12 protein-coding genes and 2 pseudogenes are annotated in these 21,038 nt (G+C 55.4%); 11 read left to right on the top strand and 3 right to left on the bottom strand.

From position 1 onward, the window contains the following. Positions 1-71 precede the first annotated feature (71 nt). The 3 genes from ACK56M_RS15450 to ACK56M_RS15440 all read right to left on the bottom strand — a co-directional run bounded on the left by ACK56M_RS15450 (position 72) and on the right by ACK56M_RS15440 (position 1,717). Positions 72-641, bottom strand: coding sequence for a hypothetical protein (locus ACK56M_RS15450; RefSeq protein WP_139657692.1), 570 nt, complete (start codon positions 639-641; stop codon positions 72-74). Between the two features lie 27 nt (positions 642-668). Continuing rightward, positions 669-1,217: a hypothetical protein gene (locus ACK56M_RS15445; RefSeq protein ID WP_054573238.1), complete on the bottom strand. Its 549-nt coding sequence runs from the start codon at positions 1,215-1,217 to the stop codon at positions 669-671. Positions 1,218-1,414: 197 nt separating this feature from the next. After that, positions 1,415-1,717 (bottom strand): immunity protein Tsi6 family protein, encoded by a 303-nt coding sequence (locus ACK56M_RS15440; protein ID WP_253230570.1) that lies wholly within the window; start codon positions 1,715-1,717, stop codon positions 1,415-1,417. 614 nt (positions 1,718-2,331) lie between these two features. On the opposite strand from ACK56M_RS15440, the gene tssI reads away from it, so the two are divergent. From tssI to ACK56M_RS15385, 11 genes and pseudogenes are all read left to right on the top strand, one after another. Beyond that, positions 2,332-4,185, top strand: a complete 1,854-nt coding sequence (gene tssI, locus ACK56M_RS15435) for a type VI secretion system tip protein TssI/VgrG (protein WP_015270487.1) — start codon at positions 2,332-2,334, stop codon at positions 4,183-4,185. Positions 4,186-4,196: 11 nt separating this feature from the next. Then, complete coding sequence (locus tag ACK56M_RS15430) at positions 4,197-4,784, top strand: DcrB-related protein (protein ID WP_043935662.1); 588 nt, start codon at positions 4,197-4,199, stop codon at positions 4,782-4,784. Between the two features lie 40 nt (positions 4,785-4,824). Further along, positions 4,825-5,286 (top strand): DcrB-related protein, encoded by a 462-nt coding sequence (locus tag ACK56M_RS15425; RefSeq protein WP_015270485.1) that lies wholly within the window; start codon positions 4,825-4,827, stop codon positions 5,284-5,286. Between the two features lie 4 nt (positions 5,287-5,290). After that, positions 5,291-9,544 (top strand): RHS repeat-associated core domain-containing protein, encoded by a 4,254-nt coding sequence (locus ACK56M_RS15420; RefSeq protein ID WP_085720305.1) that lies wholly within the window; start codon positions 5,291-5,293, stop codon positions 9,542-9,544. Between the two features lie 14 nt (positions 9,545-9,558). After that, positions 9,559-9,984, top strand: a complete 426-nt coding sequence (locus ACK56M_RS15415) for an Imm26 family immunity protein (RefSeq protein ID WP_085720303.1) — start codon at positions 9,559-9,561, stop codon at positions 9,982-9,984. 167 nt (positions 9,985-10,151) lie between these two features. Further along, positions 10,152-13,618, top strand: a pseudogene (locus tag ACK56M_RS15410) (RHS repeat-associated core domain-containing protein); the annotation flags it as partial. Positions 13,619-13,637: 19 nt separating this feature from the next. Beyond that, the gene (locus ACK56M_RS15405) at positions 13,638-14,429 is read left to right on the top strand and encodes a hypothetical protein (protein ID WP_223997961.1); all 792 of its coding nucleotides are present in this window, start codon (positions 13,638-13,640) and stop codon (positions 14,427-14,429) included. 103 nt (positions 14,430-14,532) lie between these two features. Next, a pseudogene (locus ACK56M_RS15400) lies at positions 14,533-18,446 on the top strand (RHS repeat-associated core domain-containing protein). 21 nt (positions 18,447-18,467) lie between these two features. Next, positions 18,468-18,641 (top strand): hypothetical protein, encoded by a 174-nt coding sequence (locus ACK56M_RS15395; protein WP_411958769.1) that lies wholly within the window; start codon positions 18,468-18,470, stop codon positions 18,639-18,641. A gap of 724 nt (positions 18,642-19,365) precedes the next feature. Continuing rightward, positions 19,366-20,052, top strand: coding sequence for an SMI1/KNR4 family protein (locus ACK56M_RS15390; RefSeq protein ID WP_145994174.1), 687 nt, complete (start codon positions 19,366-19,368; stop codon positions 20,050-20,052). Between the two features lie 66 nt (positions 20,053-20,118). Beyond that, a complete protein-coding gene (locus ACK56M_RS15385) occupies positions 20,119-20,964 on the top strand; it encodes a hypothetical protein (RefSeq protein WP_411958768.1) in 846 nt (281 codons plus the stop codon). Positions 20,965-21,038 lie beyond the last annotated feature (74 nt).

The raw sequence follows: 21,038 nt of genomic DNA, 5'->3' as shown, positions 1-21,038 counted from the left end.
GTCATCGCGACACGTTTCAATGATGGCAATGCGACGGAATATGCCGCGCCAAAGCGGTTTGGCATGGGTTGCTACAGCGGCTTTGCAGCGGCCATGCGACCCTCGATTCCCCACTCCCGCAACCACCCGAGCAAGGCGTGCAATTCATCGGTGGCCTCGATCAAAAGCGAGCCGTTTTCATACAGGACGGCATCGCTGAGCGTGCCCATGCCGTAGGGCATTTCGAACACGCTCAAACGAACCTGCTCGGGGTCGCTGTGCACCCGTGAGTGGTAGCCTAGGAGCGTGTTGGCCCAGCTTGAGTAACCACCATCGCGCAGCAGCAAGGTTGCTGCTCGTGCCAGTACCGCCGAGATTTCGGTCAGATCCCCGGTGCAGGGGGCAGCCGTGCCTCGCTGGGTGCCAGGTTGCATCATCAAGAGGTGGTCCAGTTCGCGGCGGCGGCATCGGACGACCATGGGCAGTGCTGCCGATGGATCCTGTAGCCATGCCGTGTATCGGGCCTTGTCGATACAGTAATACTCTTCGTAATCGGCCAGTGCGTTGCTGACCGGGATCGACAGGTAGCACTGCTGTGAAGTCAGTTCTATCCCTAGCGAAAAGCGGTGCTCGCGGCTGGTGTAGGTGTCGTTGAATTTCATGCTGGGAAGCGCCTTCGAGGTAAGCAGCTAGCGGCCATCCACCTGGACGCAGATGTTCTGCTTGCCCACGATCTTGCATGGCCAGTTATCGTTGATGTAGCTGTCTGGCGTGAAGCACACGCGCTCATCGTTAACCCAGAACATTTGCCATCCAGAACCCGAGATGCGCAGCTTGGGGCACGACCAGTAGCCTTTGGCGGAGAGTGTGGCAGTGGTCAGCGCGATCATGACAGGCGCTACGACCATGAGTGCAACCGTCAATTGCATCGAGCGTAGTTGGAACGCGTAGAGCCAGGACTTTTTGGGCGGGTCGAATTTCTGACCGGTCCAGGCGGCGATCAAGCATCCCGCCACCATTATCGGCGTGAACGGCAATGCCGCGATCGAGAAGAATGACATCAGGGGCGTTTCCACGACCGGTGCATGCCTCCAGATACGACCGTATAGCGGGACGATTTCAGTCCAGAGCACGTAGACGCCAAGTGCCCCTACGGCCAGTAGGCAAAGGGCCAGGCCAATGCCCGCCAGTTTGAAAAGGAATGGGGATCGTACATGGAGTTCGGCATGATTCTTCACGGTAGCCTCTGCGTTCCTTTCTGCATCGGTCTAGTCTCTGCTGCTGCCTGCACGGGGCGTTGTCAGTGAGCAACCGGTTCAGCAGCAGGCTTTTTGCTGTCAGAGCGAACGGCGAGTGAGGAGTATTAGCGCTGCGCTGATGGATTGAGAAAAACACGAAGCCTGAATGCTTTTGGCGGTCCGCGTCCCCTCGGTAGTTATTTTTCTCCAGGCAGGCGAATCTTCAGGCCGTTGGCGGATTGCTCTGCAATGTAATAAACATGAAGCAATGCCTCGGCGAGGGCTTCGTCCGTGGGTTCAAATTCTTTAGCCGCGATAGCACCAATCGTCAGTCTGTGCAGCTTCGATTTATCCTTCTCCGTACCGTCGAACACGGCCCTGATGTACTTCAGCTGATCGATGACGGTGGCGTAGACAGTAAAGCCAGGGGTGCGATTTTGGCGGTCAATGGCGAGTGCGAGCGCTTTGTCTACATACTCGAGTGGTGTAGTAGGTTTCATGTTAATCACCTGGGCTTACCAACTTGAATGTAGTGATCCGGCTTGAAGCACACCCGGTCATCATTGACCGCGTCCCGCAAGTGCCATTACGGCCGCGTTCGCGATGGCCATTTGCCGGAATTGGCCAGTGGCGAAAAATTTGAACCAATCCACGTTATGAAACATTTTTCTCCGCCAGTGGAGCTGATGCGTCAGGTAGCGAGACAGTTCGAGTTGGAGCTGTCAGGCATGGGCTCTGATCGACACCTCAAGTACCTTCTGCGACGGGCCGTTCGGCGATAGCCGGGGCGCTTCCGGGCGCCAGTGAGGAATATCAAAGATGGCGATATGACATTGCCTTGCAGGGCGGTATTGCCCGGTTTTCTAGGCCTGTAGTGAGTTGACAGGGCAGCTTTTGCCGGTGTTTCCTTTGGGCCTTTCTGCTTGCCTGGCATTCGGGAATGTGAACCATGTCGCATTAATTTCAATGCATGATGGCACTTTCCTTTCTGCAGGCAGTCGCATGATTCCGCAGAGCACGCGCGTTATGCGCGCATGCAGAATACGCCCGCAAGATCAGGGTTGCAGCTGAGCATCGCAAGCGCGTGCTGGCCGTGTTTTCAAGGAGATTTCGCATGATCATGGACCTGGCCTCCGCGCTGCTGTCGCCGCAGAACCGCCGCCTGTTCAAGTTTCACAACCTGGCCAACCCCGAGCAGGAACTGCTGCTGGAAACCTTCAAGGGCACCGAAGCCCTGTCGCGGGCGTTCAACTACGAACTGCTGCTGGTCTGCGAAGACTCCGGCGTGCCGCTCAAGTCCATGATGGGCCAGCATGTCAGCATCGAGATCGAACTGGCCGAAGGCGGCCCGCGCTACATAACCGGCTACCTCACACGCTTTGCCAGCATTGGCAGCGACGGCGGCATGGCGCGCTATACCGCAACCCTCAACCCGTGGTTCTCGATGCTGAAGAACCGCTTCGACACGCGGATTTTCCAGGGCAACACGGTCGAGGAAGTGGTTACCGAAGTGTTCGCCCTGTGCCCGGCGTTCTCTCGTCACGAGTTCCGCCTGACCCGTCCGCAGAAGCGCTACACCTACATCACCCAGTACCGTGAAACCGACTTCAACTTCGTCCAGCGCCTGCTGGAGGAAGAGGGGATGTTCTACTACTTCGAGCACACCGCCGAAGGCCACACCATGATCATCTGCGATGACTCCAGCACGCTGGTGGACATCCCCGAGCAACCGCAAATCCGCTTCCACAGCGCCTCGGTCACCGAGACTGCCGACTCCATCACCCAGTGGAGCGGCAACCGCCAGTTGCAGTCCGGCAAGATGGCCACGCAGACCTTCGACTACCGCCAGCCCAACAACCGCCTGCCGGTGGCGCTGAACAGCGTGAACAAGCAGGGCGATGTCGAGAACTTCGAGATCTACGACTTCCCCGGCCAGTACACCCACGGCACCTACGACGAGGGCGAAACCCTGCTGCGCCTGCGCATCGAGGCGCTGGAGCTGCGCGGCAAGAAGTTCGAAGGTGCCAGTAACTGTCGGGCCATGAAGCCGGGCTACACCTTCGAGCTGCTGCAGCACTACATCCACGACCAGGGCCCGGTAGAAGACCGCCAGTTCCTGCTGATGAGCGTGGAAAGCGAAGGCCACAACAACTACCTTACCGGCCAGCAGGCCAGCTACTTCAACACCTTCAGTTGCGTGCGCAAGAAGATCCCGTTCCGCCCGCAGCTGAGCACGCCCAAGCCGACCATCGCCGGCCCGCAGACCGCGATCATCGTCGGCCCACCGGGTGAGGAGATCTTCACCGACGAACTGGGCCGGGTGAAGATCCAGTTCCACTGGGACCGCAATGGCAAGTACAACGACCACAGCTCGTGCTGGGTACGCGTCGCCCAGTCCGGTGCCAGCGGTGGCTTCGGCAGCATCCAGATCCCACGTGTAGGCGACGAAGTGGTGGTGGTGTTCCTCGACGGCAACCCCGACCGGCCGCTGATCATGGGCAGCCTGTACAACAGCACCAACACCCCGCCATGGTCGCTGCCGGCGAACAAGACCCAGAGTGGCTTCCTGACCCGGTCGATGAAGGGCGACGGCGGTACCGCCAACTTCTTCCGCTTCGAGGACAAGGCCGGCGCCGAGCAGATCATCATGCATGCCGAGCGCAACATGGATACCGAGATCGAGCTGGATGAGACCCATGATGTGGGGAACAACCGGACGATTACAGTAGGTGGCACGCACACGGAAATTATCAAGAAAGATACGGTGGTGAACGTCAAGGAGGGGGCTTACACCTTGCAGGTGGATAACAAGTTCATCCAGGTGAGCGCCAAAGAGAGCATCCTGCTGCAAGTCGGCACTAGCAAGATAACCCTCAAACCGGATGGCATCACTATCGAAGCAGACAGCATCGACATTCTGGGCAAGAACACCTTTGTCAAAGGTGACCGGGTCGACATCAACGAGTAGGGCGAAGCGTGATGATCAGGGGAAATATCTACGACAGACTTTCGCAGAGGCGAGAGGCCGCGGAGGCGCTTGCCCGGCAACAGGCTGAGGAAGCACGCATTGCAGTGCAAGCTACGCTAGAGGTTGCACCGCCGCCGCCGCAACTACCAATGGATGTAGAGCAGAACGCACTGCGTATTGCCGGCTTGAATTTGTTGATGCCTCAAGGTTTCGCTTTTCGTGATATTGAGACAACGCTGGAGTTTGCCGGTTGCTATGTACAATTCAGCGCCCGCCGCCGCCCTGCCCCAGAGGGGCTTGAAATTGATAATGCGGTCGAGTTGTTTATTAAAAAGCTGCGTGAGCGCCATGCAGAATTGACCTTGGTGCGTCAAGCCGAAGCCTTGTTGGCTGGCCACCCGGCAATCAGTCTCGACTACCAGTTCAACGCAGGCCAGGAGCGCCGTCACGGCCGTGCCGTGTGCATGATTATCGCTTCGGCGGACGGCAACAAACGGCAATGGCTAAATGTGTCTACGGTAATCAACCCGGACCAATCGCAACTGGCCGATTGGCTGATCGCATTCGACGCCATGCTGGCCGGAGTGACCGCTCAGTAAGGCTCATATCTTTTTCACGTTTTCATGGAACACTCAGACAATGGACTATCAGCTGCAGGAAGGATCTATCACGTTGCCGGAAGGCTTCCAGGATCGCACGGTCAATATGTTTATCCTGGGGGACAGTATCCCAGCCCCGCTGAATATTACGCTCTCGCGTGACAACCTGATGCCTGGCGAGGACCTCAAAGCCTATATCGAGCGACAGGTGAAGTTGATCGCATCCAAATTGCGCGGCTACACCATCCTCGGCAAGAAGCCAGCCAGCCTGTCTTCAAGCCAGCCCCAGGCAGGTATTCAGGTCGATGGCTACTACCTCAAGGATGGCAGGCCGGTCTATCAACGGCAGGCGGCTTTCGAGGTCGCGCCTGGGCGCATTCTGGTTTTCTCCACAACCAGTCAGGCCGACTTCAATGGCAAGCAGAACGACAGTTGGCTTGGGCTGTTGAACAGCTTCGAACCACGCCAACCAAGCTCCCCAGAAAACACCACGCAGGGTTGAACCTATGTTCGAGGCTGCGCGGCTGCACGACGAGATTGAACACACCAGTGCCCTGGCAGGTTTTCTTGCTGGCGCAGTGATTGGCCTGGCAATCGCTACGGCTGCTGCCTTCACTATCTGCACCGCCGGCCTCGGCGGCTTCTTGCTGGGGGCATTGATCGGCATTGGTGCCGGCATGCTGCCGATGTTGGGGGAGAAGATAGGCTCGATGTTCAGTTCGCCCGCTGGACAGATAGAGCTACCCGGTTGTTCGACAGACGTATTCATCAACAATCGCAATGCGGCCCACGCCACTTTGAGTACCGCCAAATGTGACAAGCATCCGGCGCCGGTACTGGTTGCAGAAGGCTCCACCAACGTATTCATCAATGGCGTTGCAGCGGCCCGCAAAGGTGACAAGCTGACGTGTGGCGCAAAGATTTCGGGCGGTTCGAACAACGTCTACATTGGTGGCGGTACTCAGCGGTACTTGCCCGTCGATGATGAGGTACCGGAATGGCTGCGCGTCACGGTCGATGTGTTGATGATCGTTGCCTCGATGGGGCGATCGGTACTGGCAGTCGGTCGCCTGGGGCTTCAGGCCGGCCTCAAAGCCGCTGGCCCGTGTGCACTTCAGACTGGCGCTACCATTGCAGCAAGCTACCTCGCCGGGCGCTTCATCATCGGCCCGGCTGTAGGGCGAGCGATCGAAGGCTTTACCGGTAACCCGGTGGACATGACCACCGGCCGTAAGCTGCTGGTCAATGAAACAGACTTTGTACTGCCTGGCCTGATGCCAATCGAGTGGTCGCGTTTTTATGCCAGCGACCTTACCGCCGAAAGTGCTCTGGGCCAGGGCTGGATACTGCCTTGGGAGCAAAGCCTGCGTCGTAGTGGTGGGTTCGTCTATCTGACTGACAACCAGGGCCGCAGCGTCCCATTCGTCGATCTGGAGCCTGGCGAAAGCATCTACAACCCCAACGAGCGTATCTACCTCGTGCGTACCGAGGGCGGCCACTACCTTCTGCAAACGCTCGACAACCAGTTCTTCTACTTTGGTGAAGTGCCGGATGGCAATACCCATGTGCCTTTGCAGCGTCTGGAAAATGCGCTGGGCCATTACCTGCACTTTACCTACAGTGCCGAAGGGCGGCTCACGGACATCACCGCGCCAGGAGCCGTGCGTGTCCACCTGCACTATGACAACCCGCTCGGGCGTTTGACGGACGTCAAGCGCGTGGTCGATGACACCGCTGTCGAAACGCTGGTGCGTTACCGCTATGACGATAACGGCCAGCTCACTGAAGTGATCAACCGCAATGGCGATTCTGTTCGTCATTTCAGCTACGCAGATCACCTAATGACCCGGCACAGCAATGCCTTGGGCCTGATCTGCGAGTACCGTTGGGAATCCCAGAATGGCAAGCCGCGCGTGGTCGAGCACTGGACCAGCGACGGCGAGCATTACCACTTCCGTTACGACCCTGCCAAACGCACCAGTTGGGCAACCGACGTGCTGGGCCGTGAACTGGAGATCCAGTACAACGAGGACAACCGCGTCATCGCCAGCTGCGACTTCGGTGGTGAGCGCTACGGTATGGATTTCGACGCCACTGGAAATCTGATCGGCATCGATCTTCCCGATGGCAATCACTTGGCGCTCAAGTACGACGAATTCTCCCGGCTGATCGAGGAAACCGACCCACTGGGCCGCAAGATCAGCTACAAGTATCACCTCGCCACGCCACTGGTCACCGAAACCCGCTTCCCCGACGGCAGCGTCTGGCAGTCTCGTTACGACGACAAAGGCAACCTGATCACCGAGATCGACCCGCTGGGCCACAAGACCCAGTACTTCAACAGTGACGATGGCCTGCCGCACACGATCATCGATGCCAACTTTAAGTCCAAGTATCTGTGGTGGAATGCCTATGCCCAGATCGAACGTTTCCAGGACTGCTCCGGCAAAAGCACTTACTACCGTTATGACGAGCGTCAGCACCTCATTGCAGTGACCGATGCACTGAACCAGACCACCACGCTGGAACGTAAACCGGATGGCGAAGTGCTACGCATCGACCACCCGGACGGCACTGCGGAGACCTTTACTTACAATACCCTCGGCCAGGTGTTGACCCACACCGATGGCAAAGGCCAGACCACACGCCTGCAACGCACTTCACGTGGCCTGCCGAGCAGCCGTCAGGATGCCAAGGGCGAGTGGGTTCGCTATGAATACGACAAGGCGCTGCGTCTGACTGCACTGGTCAACGAAAACAGCGCGGCGTACCGCTTCGCCTACGACGCATCGGACCGCTTGAGCGAAGAAGTGCGGGTCGACAATTTGACCCGACGCTTCAGCTACGACGCGGGCGGGCATCTGGTCCGGCTGGACGAAATCGGCTACGGCGAAAGCGGTGAGCGCCCCGAGCGCAGCACGCTGTTCGAGCGCGACGCAATTGGCCGTTTACTGGCCAAGGTCAACCGCGATGCGCGGCAAGACTTCGCCTACGACGATGCTGACCGCTTGCTGAGCATTCAGCGCCAGCCGACAGCTACTGGCAAACAGTTGGGTATCACCGATGAAAAGCTCTGCTACAGATATGACCTGCTGGGGCGACTGACACAGGAACTGAGCCCGAGCGGAGCGCTGGACTATGAGTACGATGCTCTCAGCAACCTGACCACACTGACCATGCCGGATGGCCGCAAGCTCAACCACCTGTACTACGGCAGCGGCCATTTGCACCAGTTGAACCTGGACGGCCAGGTGATCAGCGACATGGAGCGTGACGACCTGCACCGTGAGGTCTACCGCACCCAGGGCAAGCTCACCAGTTGTTTTGGCTACGACGCCATGGGGCGCAAGGCCTGGCAGTTTGCCTCGACCTTACCCGCCGACAAGCTCTCGCAGGTGCACAACACTGGCGTGAATACATCGCTGCTGGTGGAACATGCCTACAACCCGATTCACCGACGCTACCAATACGACCCGGCGGGTGAACTGGTACGCACGCTGGACAAGCTGCGTGGTGAGATCAAGTATGAGTACGAAGCCAACGGCCAATTGCGCAGCCGTGATACCGGCTCGCTGGTAGGTAGCGAAGAATTCCGCTACGACGCGGCGGCCAACCGGCTGGACTTCAATGCGCGGCAGTTTGCCAAGGTCAAGGACAATCGGATCAAGCAGTGGCGGGACCAGGAGTACCGCTACGATCCGTGGGGCAACCTGATTGAGAAACGCTCGGGGCACAGCAAGCTGCAGACCTTTGCTTATGACTGCGAGAACCGCCTGGTACGGGCCGAGACACTGGTCAATGGCAAGCTGGAAAGCCGGGGTGAGTATCGCTACGACAGCCTGGGGCGGCGGGTGGCCAAGCAGGCGGAGATCAATGGCCAGGTCGAACAGAAGCGCTTCCTTTGGCAAGGGCTGAGGATGCTGCGGGAAGAGACGCCTGGGCAGAGCATCTTGTATGTGTATGAGCCGGGTAGCTATGCGCCGTTGGCACGGGTTGACCAGACAGAGGGAGAAGAGCAGAAACTCTACTACTTCCATACGGATCAGATTGGTACGCCGCTAGAGCTGACGGACAGTGATGGCAAGATCGTTTGGCAGGCGACGTATCGTTCTTGGGGTGCGATAGATAGTCTGCTGCTCAAGAATGTCGAGCAAAACCTACGGTTCCAAGGTCAGTATTTTGATAGTGAGACGGGGCTGCACTACAACACCTTCAGATATTACGATCCCGAAGTCGGAAGATTTACTATTCAAGACCCAGTAGGCTTGAGTGGTGGTACTAATCTTTATGGCTATGTGCTGAATCCAACCAATTGGATAGACCCCGCTGGATTGACGCCTTGTATGGGGAAACCGTCTCAGCGTAGCGCTGGGGGCACTGGGGCTAAATACGACCCTGTAAATGGGCAAGGCCTTTACGTATTAACAGATAACGGAGTTATCAAGTATGTCGGGCGTGGTGATGCGACAGCCCGCTTAGGTGTGCATGCTGCGACTCCAGGGAAGTCTCACTTGCAGCAGCATGTAATTTTTGATAATAATTTGACCAAGGCTGAGGCCAAATTCTTAGAGCAAAAAATTATGGATCTTAATGGGGGCGCGTTGTCGACCAATGAGTTTACAAACTTATTGAATAGAATCAGGTCGTATAGCCCCTCCAATCCTAATGCTTCAATTTATGATGTGGCTGGACATAGCCCTAGTTGGGGGAGTGATGTATTATCTGATGCTTTGGCCAAGATGAAGGGGCTAGGCTTATGACAAGAGTAAAATGTATGCAAGCGGGTGACTATTTTTCCATTCCGATGGAAGATGGTAGATTTGCAATCAGCCAAATAATTTGGCTTGGATCAGAAAGCAAGGAACAAAAATTTAAAAAGGTATTTGCTTTCGCTGTGTTGTCTATCAGCAGTAATGAGGAGGTGTCTGAGGATGCCAAGTATTTGGTGTTCAAAGATCACAGAGGAAGCTTTACGGTAATGTTTACGGCTGTGGATAAACTGAAGGCGGGTGAGTGGCCTATTCTACAGCGCGGTGTGGTTTCTGATGTGGCGCTGATAGATTTTGAATTTAATATGGCGGGCACTCTTTATCGACGAGGGAGTCCAGTTAGGGTTTTGGCTATTGAAGAATACCAAAATTATATATTGATGGGCGTTTCGGGGTTTGCTTTAATCGAAAAATTCCTGCAGCAACATTGAGGAATGAATAGCGTGCTTACTGTTTTTGCTCTTTAAAATATTATAATTAAGGGCGCAGCTTTTGATGTTAAAGTTGCGCTTTTTATTTTTCCAATAAATCGTCGGTTTGCGCATGTGCTGAGGTGTTTTGGAAGTGACCTGGGCCATACGCTAAGATTGTGGACAATGAAACAGACTTCGTTCTGCCAGGCCTGATGCCTATCGCACCGTAGAGAGTGTTCTGGGGCAAGGCTGGATATTGCCTTGGGAGCAGAGCCTGCGCCGTAGTGGCGGCTTTGTCTATCACACCGACAATCAAGGCCGCAGCGTTCCGTTCATCGACCTGGAACCGGGCGAAAGCATCTACAACCCTCATGAGCACATACACCTCGTGCGCACCGAGGGCGGGCATTACATCCTGCAGACGCTCGACAACGTCTTTTTCTACTTTGGCGAAGTGCCGAATGACAATACGGGTGTGCCTTTGCAGCGCCTGGAAAACGCATTGGGCCACTATCTTCACTTCACCCGCAGTGCTGACGGTCGCCTGACGGACATCACTGCACCAGGGGCCGTTCGCGTTCACCTGCACTACGACAATCCGCTCGGTCGCCTTACCGACGTCAAGCGGGTGGTCGGTGAAAGCGCCGTCGAAACGCTGGTGCGTTACCGGTACGACGATAACGGCCAGCTTACTGAAGTAATCAACCGCAACGGCGATTCGGTACGCCATTTCGGCTATGCCGAAAACCTCATGACCCGCCACAGCAATGCCCTGGGCCTGATCTGCGAATACCGCTGGGAATCCGAAGGCGGTAAACCGCGCGTAGTCGAGCACTGGACCAGCGACGGCGAGCACTATCACTTCCGTTACGACTTCGCCCAGCGCACCAGTTGGGCAACTGACGTGCTGGGCCGTGAACTGGAGATCCAGTACAACGAGGACAATCGCGTCATCGCCAGCCGTGACTTTGGCGGTGAACGCTATGGCATGGACTTGGACGCCTCCGGCAATCTCGTTGGCATCAAGTTGCCCGACGGCAATCGCCTGGCGCTCAAATACGATGAATTCTCTCGGCTGGTCGAGGAAACCGACCCGCTGGGCCGCAAGATCAGCTACAAACATCACCTCGCCACGCCACTGGTCACCGAAACCCGATTCCCCGACGGCAGCGTGTGGCAGTCGCGCTACGACGACAAAGGCAACCTGATCACCGAGATCGACCCGCTGGGCAACAAGACTCAGTACCTCAACAGCGATGACGGCCTGCCGCACACGATCATCGATGCCAACTTCAAGTCCAAGTACCTGTGGTGGAACGCCTACGCCCAGGTCGAGCGCTTCGAGGACTGCTCGGGCAAGAGCACCTGGTACCGCTACGACGAACGCCAGCACCTGATCGCGGTGACCGATGCGCTGAACCAGACCACTTCGCTGGAACGCAAACCCGACGGTGAAGTGCTGCGCATCCATCACCCGGATGGCACTGCCGAACGCTTCACCTACAACACCCTCGGCCAGGTGCTGACGCATACCGATGGCAAAGGCCAGACCACCTGCCTGCAGCGCACCTCGCGCGGCTTGCCGAGCAGCCGCCAGGACGCCAAGGGCGAGTGGGTCCGTTACGAGTACGACAAGGCCTTGCGCCTGACCGCACTGGTCAACGAGAACGGTGCAGCCTACCGCTTTGCCTACGACGCTTCGGACCGGCTGAGCGAAGAAGTGCGGGTGGATAACCTGACCCGGCGCTTTGGCTACGACGCTGGCGGCCATCTGGTGCGCATGGACGAGATTGGCTACGGCGACAACGGCGAGCGGCCAGAGCGCAACACGCTGTTCGAACGTGATGCCATTGGCCGGCTGATGGCCAAGGTCAACCGCGATGCCCGACAGGATTTCGAATACGACGATGCCGATCGGCTGCTGTGCATTCAACGCCAGCCGAGCAGTGCGGGCAAGCAGTTGGGCATCACCGAAGAGACATTGAGCTACAGCTACGACCTGCTCGGACGACTGACGCAGGAGCTGACTCCGGGTGGCGCACTGGACTATGAATACGACCCGCTCAGCAACCTGACCACATTGACCCTGCCGGATGGCCGCAAGGTCAACCACCTGTACTACGGCAGCGGGCACCTGCACCAGCTGAACCTGGATGGCCGGGTGATCAGCGACATGGAGCGCGACGACCTGCACCGCGAGGTTTACCGGACCCAGGGTAAGCTCACCAGTTGCTTCGGTTATGACGCGATGGGACGCAAGGCGTGGCAATACGCCTCGATGCTGCCCGCTGACAAGCTCTCGCAGGTGCACAACACCGGGATCAATACCTCGCTGCTGGTGGAGCATGCCTACAACCCGATCCACCGTCGCTATCAGTACGACCCGGCGGGTGAACTGGTGCGCACGCTGGACAAGCTGCGTGGCGAGATCAAGTACGAATACGAAGCCAACGGGCAGTTGCGCAGCCGTGATACCGGCTCGCTGATCGGCAGCGAGGAGTTCCGCTACGACGCCGCGGCCAACCGCCTGGACTTCAATGCGCGGCAGTTCGACAAGGTCAAGGACAACCGGATCAGGCAGTGGCGGGATCAGGAGTACCGCTACGACCCGTGGGGCAACCTGATCGAAAAGCGCTCGGGGCACAGCAAGCTGCAGAGCTTTGCCTATGACTGCGAGAACCGGCTGGTGCGGGCGGAGACATTGGTCAATGGCAAGCTCGAGAGTACCGGGCACTACCGTTACGACAGCCTGGGGCGACGGGTTGCCAAGCAGGCGGAGATCAACGGCGAAGTCGAACAGAAGCGCTTCCTCTGGCAAGGCTTGCGGATGCTGCGGGAGGAGACGCCGAGGCAGAGCATTCTGTACCTGTATGAGCCGGGTAGCTATGCGCCGTTGGCGCGGGTTGATCAGGCAGAAGGGGAAGAGCAGCAGGTCTACTACTTCCATACTGACCAGATTGGTACGCCGCTGGAGCTGACGGACAGTGATGGGAAGATCGTTTGGCAGGCGACGTATCGTTCGTGGGGATCTGTAGAGCAGGTAGCCGTTAGTGAAGTCGATCAGAGTTTACGCTTTCAGGGGCAATATTTCGATTCTGAAACAGGGCTTCATTATAATACATACCGTTATTATGCGCCTGATGTTGGTCGATTTATGTCGCCCGATCCGATAGGGCTTCGAGGTGGATTTAACCTATTTAGGTATAATCTCAATCCGATTATGTGGATTGATCCTGCCGGCCTCGCGCCATGCCCGGTACGGGTGGTTAATAACACAAAAATTCATGGGCGTGGTCAAGTAGATGGCACACCGGGTCATGATCAGTTTTCTGAAGCAATTACAAATAAGCTGGCAATGAGTGGAAAATTTACAGATGTTTACCTAAATAGGTCTTATAGTTTCGCTAGCGGTCGCGGCATTTCTGCAAGAAGGCCCGATGTTATGGCTGTTGATGTCAATGGCAAGGTTCACGCGATAGAGTTGGCATCGAAGACGGACATGGGGAAAAAACTACCCACCCTGACCTCTCGAAATAATTCTGCCATGAACAATCTGCCGAGCAGTAAACGAGGGGAGGTTGTGGTTCTTGAACACCTGTATAGTGCATCTGACATGAAAGCTATACTGGACGATTTTATTTCGGGTATATAGGTGCTTTATGTGCTTGGCAATGGCTTTATACGGTACTGAAAATATTTCGCCTGAGTTGGCTTTGAAGCTGGGAATGGCATATTTCTCACTTATTAATTTGCCGATCACGGGCGCTGCGTACTACGAGTACCTTTCTGATGGTGACCACCTTGGTGATCATGACTTAGTCGAGGTGTCGCTGGGAGATCTAGCTGAAAAAATTGCTGCCGGCTCCGCGTCTTCTTTCAGGCTTTACAATGAGAGTAATGGTGTAGTTCCGTGGTATGCGTCTTATGGTTATAATACCGACAGCTTCTCAAATTTTCCTCATATAGATGCTCAATCAAGCAGTGAGCGATCCTCGCTTGATTCCTATGTCGATTTTCTCAAGGAGATTGTTCGGGAGTCGCCTGAGTCTTCGTTCTATGGTATTGCTTACCAGTGCGCGAGTGTAAGCAAGGGTTTTAATTATGCCGCGGGAGAGAATTTTATCTCGATTTATCCGTTTGAGAACTCCGGGGTATTCAAAAAAGAGGTGCCTGGTCGACATGGTGGTCAGGAGAGATATAAGGGGCGGCTTCTTCGCATGGTTTATGAAGTCAATCTTCTCAATGCTTCTCATATCGAGCTGGATGTGTCAGGAGTGAAATTGGGGGACTGGATTCTTCAAGATCGAAATAGCGGTGTGCTAGAGAGAGTTTCCGAATCGATATTTGTCTGGGTGGTTCAGGCGGAGAGCCTTAATGCCATTAATGAGAAGTTTGGGAAATTAGGTTTGTTATTGTCTTGGAAAGCAACTGCTACGAAGGTGTCGGCAAAAAAGATTCCTTAATTTGCCATCTGTGTAACAGGACTGGGCCACTCTGCTGGCCAGCTTCACGCCGCGAGCCCCGTCCGTAACCAGCGCCGAGTCCGGCGAACAGGAGTAATCCCTCATGTTCGAAGCGGCCAGGTTCGGCGACGAGATATCGCACAGCAGCGCGCTGGGGGGCTTCCTGATCGGGGCCGCCCTGGGCATCGCACTGGTGGCGACGGTGGCCATCGCCACCTTCACCTGTGGGTTCGGCGTGGCCTTGCTGGCCGGCCTCGCTATCTGCCAGTGGATGACGAGATCCCGGAGTGGCTGCGCACCACCGTGGATGTGCTGATGGCCATCGCCGGTGCCGCGGGTGGTATCGCGCAGTTGATCAAGGCGGGTACCCAGGCCGGCATGAAAGCCGTCATGCCTTGCGCCCTGAAGTTCACCGCCGGCTTCGTCGCCGGCGAGGTGGCCAGCCGCTACGTGGTAGAACCCGTCGCCCGCAGGGCCATCGGCGGCCTGGTCGGCAACCCGGTCGACCTCACCACCGGCCGCAAACTGATCCCCGACGAAATCGACTTCAGCCTGCCTGGCCTGATGCCGATCGAGTGGTCACGCTTCTACGCCAGCGACCTGACTGTCGATAGCGTGCTCGGTCGCGGCTGGGTGCTGCCTTGGGAGCAGAGCCTGCGCCGCCAGGGCTCGTTCATCTACCTCACCGACAACCAGGGCCGCGAAGTGCCGTTCGTGACCCTGCAACCGGGCCAGCGCATCTACAACCCGCACGAGCAGGTGTACCTGGTATGCACCGAGGGCGGCCACTACATCCTGCAAACCCTCGACAACCTGTTCTTCTACTTCGGCGAAGTGCCAGACACCAACAGCGAAGTGCCGCTGCAACGCATCGAGAACGCCCTCGGCCACTTCCTGCATTTCACCCGCACGCCCGACGGTACGCTGACCGACATCAGCGCCACCGGCGGCACCCGCGTGCACCTGCACTACGACAACCCGCTGGGTCGCCTGACCGACATCAAGCGCGTGGTGAACAACGAAGCGGTGGAAACGCTCACCCAGTACCGCTACGACGAACACGGCCAACTGAGCGCGGTGATCAACCGCAACGGCGACACGGTGCGCAGCTTCAGCTACGCCGAAGGCCTGATGGTGACCCACAGCAACGCGCTGGGCCTGGGCTGTCACTACCGTTGGGAAACCCTCGGCGACAAGCCACGCGTGGTCGAGCACTGGACCAGCGATGGCGAGCACTACCACTTCCGCTACGACCTAGACGCCCGCACCAGCTGGGCCACCGACGTGCTCGGCCGCGAGCTGGAAGTGCAGTACAACGCCGACCACCGCGTACTCGCCAGCCGTGACTACGGTGGTGAACGCTACGCCATCGAGTTGGACGAGCAGGGCAACATGGTTGGCCTGGATTTGCCGGACGGCAACCGGCTCGCCTTCAAGTACGATGAATACGCCCGCCTGCTAGAAGAAACCGACCCGCTGGGCCGCAAGACCACCTACGAATATCACCACCTGACCACGCTGGTGACCCAGGTCAGCTATCCGGACGGCAGCACCTGGCGAGCGCGCTACGACGACAAGGGCAACCTGCTCGCCGAATTCGATGCCCTCGGCCAGATGACCGAGTACCTGAACAGCGATGACGGCCTGCCGCATACCATCATCGATGCAACTTACAAGTCCAAGTACCTGTGGTGGAATACCCTGGCCCAGGTCGAGCGTTATCAGGACTGCTCGGGCAAGAGCACCTGGTACCGCTACGACGAGCGTCAGCACCTTGTTGCGGTGACCGATGCGCTGAACCAGACCACCACCCTGGAGCGCAAGCCCGACGGCGAAGTGCTGCGTATCAGGCACCCGGACGGTACTGCGGAAACCTTCACCTACAACGTCTACGGCCAGGTAATCAGCCACACCGACGGCAAAGGCCAGACCACCCGTTTGATGCGTACGGCCCGTGGCCTGCCGAGCAGCCGCCAGGATGCCAAGGGCCAGCGGGTACGCTACGAGTACGACAAGGCCGTGCGCCTGATCGCGCTGGTCAATGAGAACAACGCCACGTACAGCTTTGCCTACGACGCCTCGGACCGGCTGACTGAAGAAGTGCGGGTGGATAACCTGACCCGGCGTTTCAGCTACAACGTCGGCGGCCATCTCATGCGACTGGATGAGATTGGCTACGGTGAAAATGCCGAACGCCCGGAACGTCATACGCTGTTCGAGCGCGATGCCATTGGCCGTCTGGTCGCCAAGATCAATCGCGATGCGAGCCAGACCTTCGCGTACGACGACGGCGACCGGTTGCTGAGCATCGAGCGGCAACCGACCGGGATCGGCAAGCAGCTTGGGATCACGGAAGAGAAGCTGGAGTACACCTACGATCTGCTGGGGCGGCTGACCAAAGAAATTACCCCCGACGGCACGCTCGGCTACGAGTACGATCCACTCAGCAATCTGACCACATTGACCCTGCCGGATGGCCGCAAGGTCAACCACCTGTACTACGGCAGCGGGCATCTGCACCAGCTGAACCTGGACGGTCAGGTGATCAGCGATATGGAGCGTGATGACCTTCACCGTGAGGTGTACCGGACTCAGGGCAAGCTCACCAGTTGCTTCGGTTATGACGCGATGGGGCGCAAGGCCTGGCAGTTTGCCTCGAACTTGCCGGCCGACAAGCTCTCGCAGGTGCACAACACCGGGATCAATACCTCGTTGCTGGTGGAGCATGCGTATAACCCGATCCACCGTCGCTATCAGTACGACCCGGCGGGTGAACTGGTGCGCACGCTGGACAAGCTGCGGGGTGAGATCAAATACGAGTACGAAGCCAACGGGCAGTTGCGCAGCCGCGATACCGGCTCGCTGGTGGGCAGCGAGGAATTCCGCTACGACGCGGCGGCCAACCGGCTGGACTTCAATGCGCGGCAGTTCGACAAGGTCAAGGACAACCGGATCAAACAGTGGCGGGATCAGGAGTACCGTTACGATCCGTGGGGCAACCTGATCGAGAAGCGCTCGGGGCACAGCAAGCTGCAGAGCTTTAGCTATGACTGCGAGAACCGGCTGGTGCGGGCGGAGACATTGGTCAATGGCAAGCTGGAGAGCCGAGGCGAGTATCGCTATGACAGCCTGGGGCGGCGAATAGCCAAGCAGGCGGAAATCAACGGCGAAGTCGAACAGAAGCGCTTCCTCTGGCAAGGCTTGCGGATGCTGCGTGAGGAGACGCCGGGGCAGAGCATTCTGTACCTGTATGAGCCGGGTAGCTATGCGCCGTTGGTGCGGGTTGATCAGGCAGAAGGGGAAGAGCAGCAGGTCTACTACTTCCATACTGACCAGATTGGTACGCCGCTGGAGCTGACGGACAGTGATGGCACGATTGTTTGGCAGGCGACGTATCGCTCGTGGGGGACAATTGAAAGGCTGGTAATCGATCAGGTCGAGCAGAATCTGCGCTTCCAGGGGCAGTACTTCGATTCTGAAACAGGGCTGCACTACAATACGTTCCGTTTCTACGACGCAGAGGTAGGACGGTTCCTTTTGCAAGATCCGATAGGACTTGCAGGTGGAATTAATATTTATTTGTACGCTGCAAAGCCTACCTTAGAAATTGATCCGCTGGGGTGGTGTTCTACTAAGCTAGGTCAAAATATGGGGCATAGAACAGGTGGTGGGATGGCTAATCACCATCTCATACCTGAGCAATTGATGAATAAGCCTATATTTGGATCTATGTTTAAGCGTTTAAAGGGTTTGGGTTTTGATGGTGACGGCGCATCAAACGGAATTTTTTTGCCAGACAAGAAAAACGTTCAGTATATTGATTTGCCTGGGCATTGGACGAATCATGATGCGTATACAACGGCAGTGGGTAAAAAGCTACTTGAGCTTAACAAACTGGCTCCTCAATTGAGCGATGCGCAACTAATTTTGGGTATAAAAAATATTCAGGATTGGGCAAGGTCAGGTCTCCAGAATGGTCTATTTAAAGTCGATCCTGTTTCGGGTAGGTTGTTGTGAGGTGTTATGAAAGAATTTTATATGATTAATGCTGATGAAGGTCATGGGGTTCCGCTTTTTTTTGATATTGAATGGACTCCTAAACTGCCGGAGTTTAATCAGGTTTCAGAGAATCCCAGTAGAGATATGTTTGGAGATGCATATCAAGCTAAAATTGATCTGGATGTATTTTATGGCGATGCGTTCTTTGAATAATACATCGTGTCTTTAGATTTTGTGAGTCTTTGTGATTTGTATAATTGCAAATATTTTAGTGTGCCTTTGGCGATTGAGTTGCGCAAAGGGCGTGAGGCAAGTAAGGGTTATAGTCTGTTTTTTGTCCAGAGCAGATGTTCAATTCTAGATGTGGGCAAATCCAAATTTGCTCTCATGGATGAGGGGCTGTTGAGGCCTGAGAGCGAGCGCCAAGGCATGCCTGTGGTTTATGATAGGATCGAGAAGTTTGTTATAAGGGGGGTGTTGATGAGGATCTTTTTTATTGTGTGGAGATAAAACAAATGGTCTGCTCTTCAGAATTCAAACGCGGTTACTTGGAGAGAAATCTTGCAGGGCTAGAGTTCACGAAAATTGATGGCGATTTCATTTATGCCCCTTGGGGCTGATTCTTGGTTGGGTTGTATTTTGCTTCTTGCGGTTTTTAGTGCTTGGCCAAAAAACTATTCAATAGCATAAGGTTCTTTAACATTTCGGTTTGTGATGGCTGCCTGCTGTACCTCAGTCGTCTCATTTCCAATTGATCGAACTGGGCAATCGTAAGCAGCCGTCAGGATGCCAAGGGCGAGTGGAGCTGTACAAGAAGGGGAATATATCTGTTGATCCGGCGTTTCGTTCCGCCATGATGGATAAGGCCGCTAAATTGGAGCCGGAATTACAGCAATATATCAATGGTTTGCTTTTGGGGTATTGAGGTGATATGAAAATGGATTGGTCTGATTCATTAAAGCTGCGTATTGCAAGCGAGCTAAAGGGTTATGATGTGTATTTTTCAGCTGACGATGTTCCTCTTGAAGTCGACTTTCCCGAGCAGTGGCTTGGGTTTGGTTTTTTAGATAGTGGAAAAAATCATATTCCTGTGGAATGGGCTGATTTTTCTGAGTTTTTGCCTTGGGTAAGCGCGTGGCTCGACAAATGTGTGTTAGGAACTGTTTTGGCAGTGAGTGATAGGCCGTATCTCATGTATGTATATGGCGAGGGTGGTGATTTGTATTTCTATATGGGGGGGGCTCCGCTAGGCGTTGAAGGGTCAGATCTCGATGGTTATCCCAGCCTTCCTGCGAGCTTCAGGCAGTTCTATTCAAGATTGCATAATGGCTTTGGGTTTTATATTGGTTGTACTATGGGGCCATCAAGGTTGCAAGATTTTGTTCCAATCAAGGATTTGTGCGATGAAGATTATCCGGCGCTTCCTGATATGCTAGGAGTTTTTTCTAGCGGGGCTGGTGATTATTTGGCTTTGGGTGATGGCTCATTCAAAGGCGAGGCTTTTATCTGGTGGCATGAAAAGCCAGAAAGTCCCACAGAAGGAATCGATTTATGGAATGTGATGGACTCATGGATGTCAATTTTTTTGGAGAGCTCTGACTCTAACGAGTATTGTCAGGTATGAATTTTTGCGAGAAGATTGAATACAGGCAGTGCATGCCGTAAGCCAGCGAGCCCAGGGGAAGTGGCTTTGCGCGAAGCTTTCAGGCTAGATGATGATTCGAAGACTATTTCTCGGCTAGCAATTTTCGGTCGATTTCGCTTTCGCGACCTGATCGCCATAGGGCATGAGGGCGAGACGATGAATGAGGTTGGTATGTTCTCTAAAGATGACTTATTGCAGTCCTTTGCTTGCGTGGATGAATACGCTGGTTGCTATTTCTTTCAGCACAAGCTTCCAAAAGTGGTTTATGAATATTGTTTGAAAAGTGCAGATAGGAAAGATTTGCTGGTTATATCTGAGGGCGTAAGTGACAGGGCGTTTTCTGTGGAGGTTGTTGAGCGGGCGCCTGACTCTTTGAGCCAAGATAAGACTACAATATTCGATATTGCTCCGAATAAGTATGGCTTTACTCATGTGTTGGTTGTGCCCAATACTTATCACGGAAGCTTGAAAGGACGACTGGACGGTAAGCGAGAGAACTTGTATCTTTGTATTCCTATACATCGGTGTGAGTTTTCGGGAAGCGAATCTGAGGGTGAATTTAAAGAAATTATTCAGCGTATGATTCCTATCTTTCATTGGAGTAGGAGCGTTTGTCCTAAAATTAAAGTGTATTTTGATAATCCGGGGACTGAAGCCGGCACTGATGAGGCTGGCGTGTTGATGAAGTATCCTACACTCCTATCGGAGATAGAGAATCTCAATGGTGTAGTTAGTGGGTTTGTTGAGGTTACAAACTATAAGGGCCAGGTGGTAGAAGTCCTTTCTCCAAAAAAAGATGTGTTTACTCTAGTTCGCAACCGGAAAGATGAAGAAGTGCTCACGCATTCTAAATTGGTCGAGGCTTTGAATGGTTTTGTTCTTGCTGGATGATGGAGTTTACTAGGCAGAAGGTTCTGAGCTTGGCGGTCATTAAAATGAAAATTCTAGGTGACGACCGCTGGCTT

It is taken from the genome of Pseudomonas sp. s4, from assembly GCF_046764235.1.
In the GTDB taxonomy this organism is placed as follows: domain Bacteria; phylum Pseudomonadota; class Gammaproteobacteria; order Pseudomonadales; family Pseudomonadaceae; genus Aquipseudomonas; species Aquipseudomonas asiatica.
Note: the sequence above shows the minus strand (reverse complement) of the source record. Positions and strands in the feature narration are given on the sequence as shown.

What these genes read in the sequence shown, in the direction of transcription:
- ACK56M_RS15395 (WP_411958769.1), top strand. Translation starts at nt 18,468, where the DNA reads ATGATTAATGCTGATGAAGGTCATGGGGTTCCGCTTTTTTTTGATATT.
- ACK56M_RS15420 (WP_085720305.1), top strand. Translation starts at nt 5,291, where the DNA reads ATGTTCGAGGCTGCGCGGCTGCACGACGAGATTGAACACACCAGTGCC.
- ACK56M_RS15405 (WP_223997961.1), top strand. Translation starts at nt 13,638, where the DNA reads ATGGCTTTATACGGTACTGAAAATATTTCGCCTGAGTTGGCTTTGAAG.
- ACK56M_RS15430 (WP_043935662.1), top strand. Translation starts at nt 4,197, where the DNA reads ATGATCAGGGGAAATATCTACGACAGACTTTCGCAGAGGCGAGAGGCC.
- ACK56M_RS15415 (WP_085720303.1), top strand. Translation starts at nt 9,559, where the DNA reads ATGCAAGCGGGTGACTATTTTTCCATTCCGATGGAAGATGGTAGATTT.
- ACK56M_RS15450 (WP_139657692.1), bottom strand. Translation starts at nt 641, where the DNA reads ATGAAATTCAACGACACCTACACCAGCCGCGAGCACCGCTTTTCGCTA.
- ACK56M_RS15425 (WP_015270485.1), top strand. Translation starts at nt 4,825, where the DNA reads ATGGACTATCAGCTGCAGGAAGGATCTATCACGTTGCCGGAAGGCTTC.
- ACK56M_RS15390 (WP_145994174.1), top strand. Translation starts at nt 19,366, where the DNA reads ATGGATTGGTCTGATTCATTAAAGCTGCGTATTGCAAGCGAGCTAAAG.
- ACK56M_RS15440 (WP_253230570.1), bottom strand. Translation starts at nt 1,717, where the DNA reads ATGAAACCTACTACACCACTCGAGTATGTAGACAAAGCGCTCGCACTC.
- tssI (WP_015270487.1), top strand. Translation starts at nt 2,332, where the DNA reads ATGATCATGGACCTGGCCTCCGCGCTGCTGTCGCCGCAGAACCGCCGC.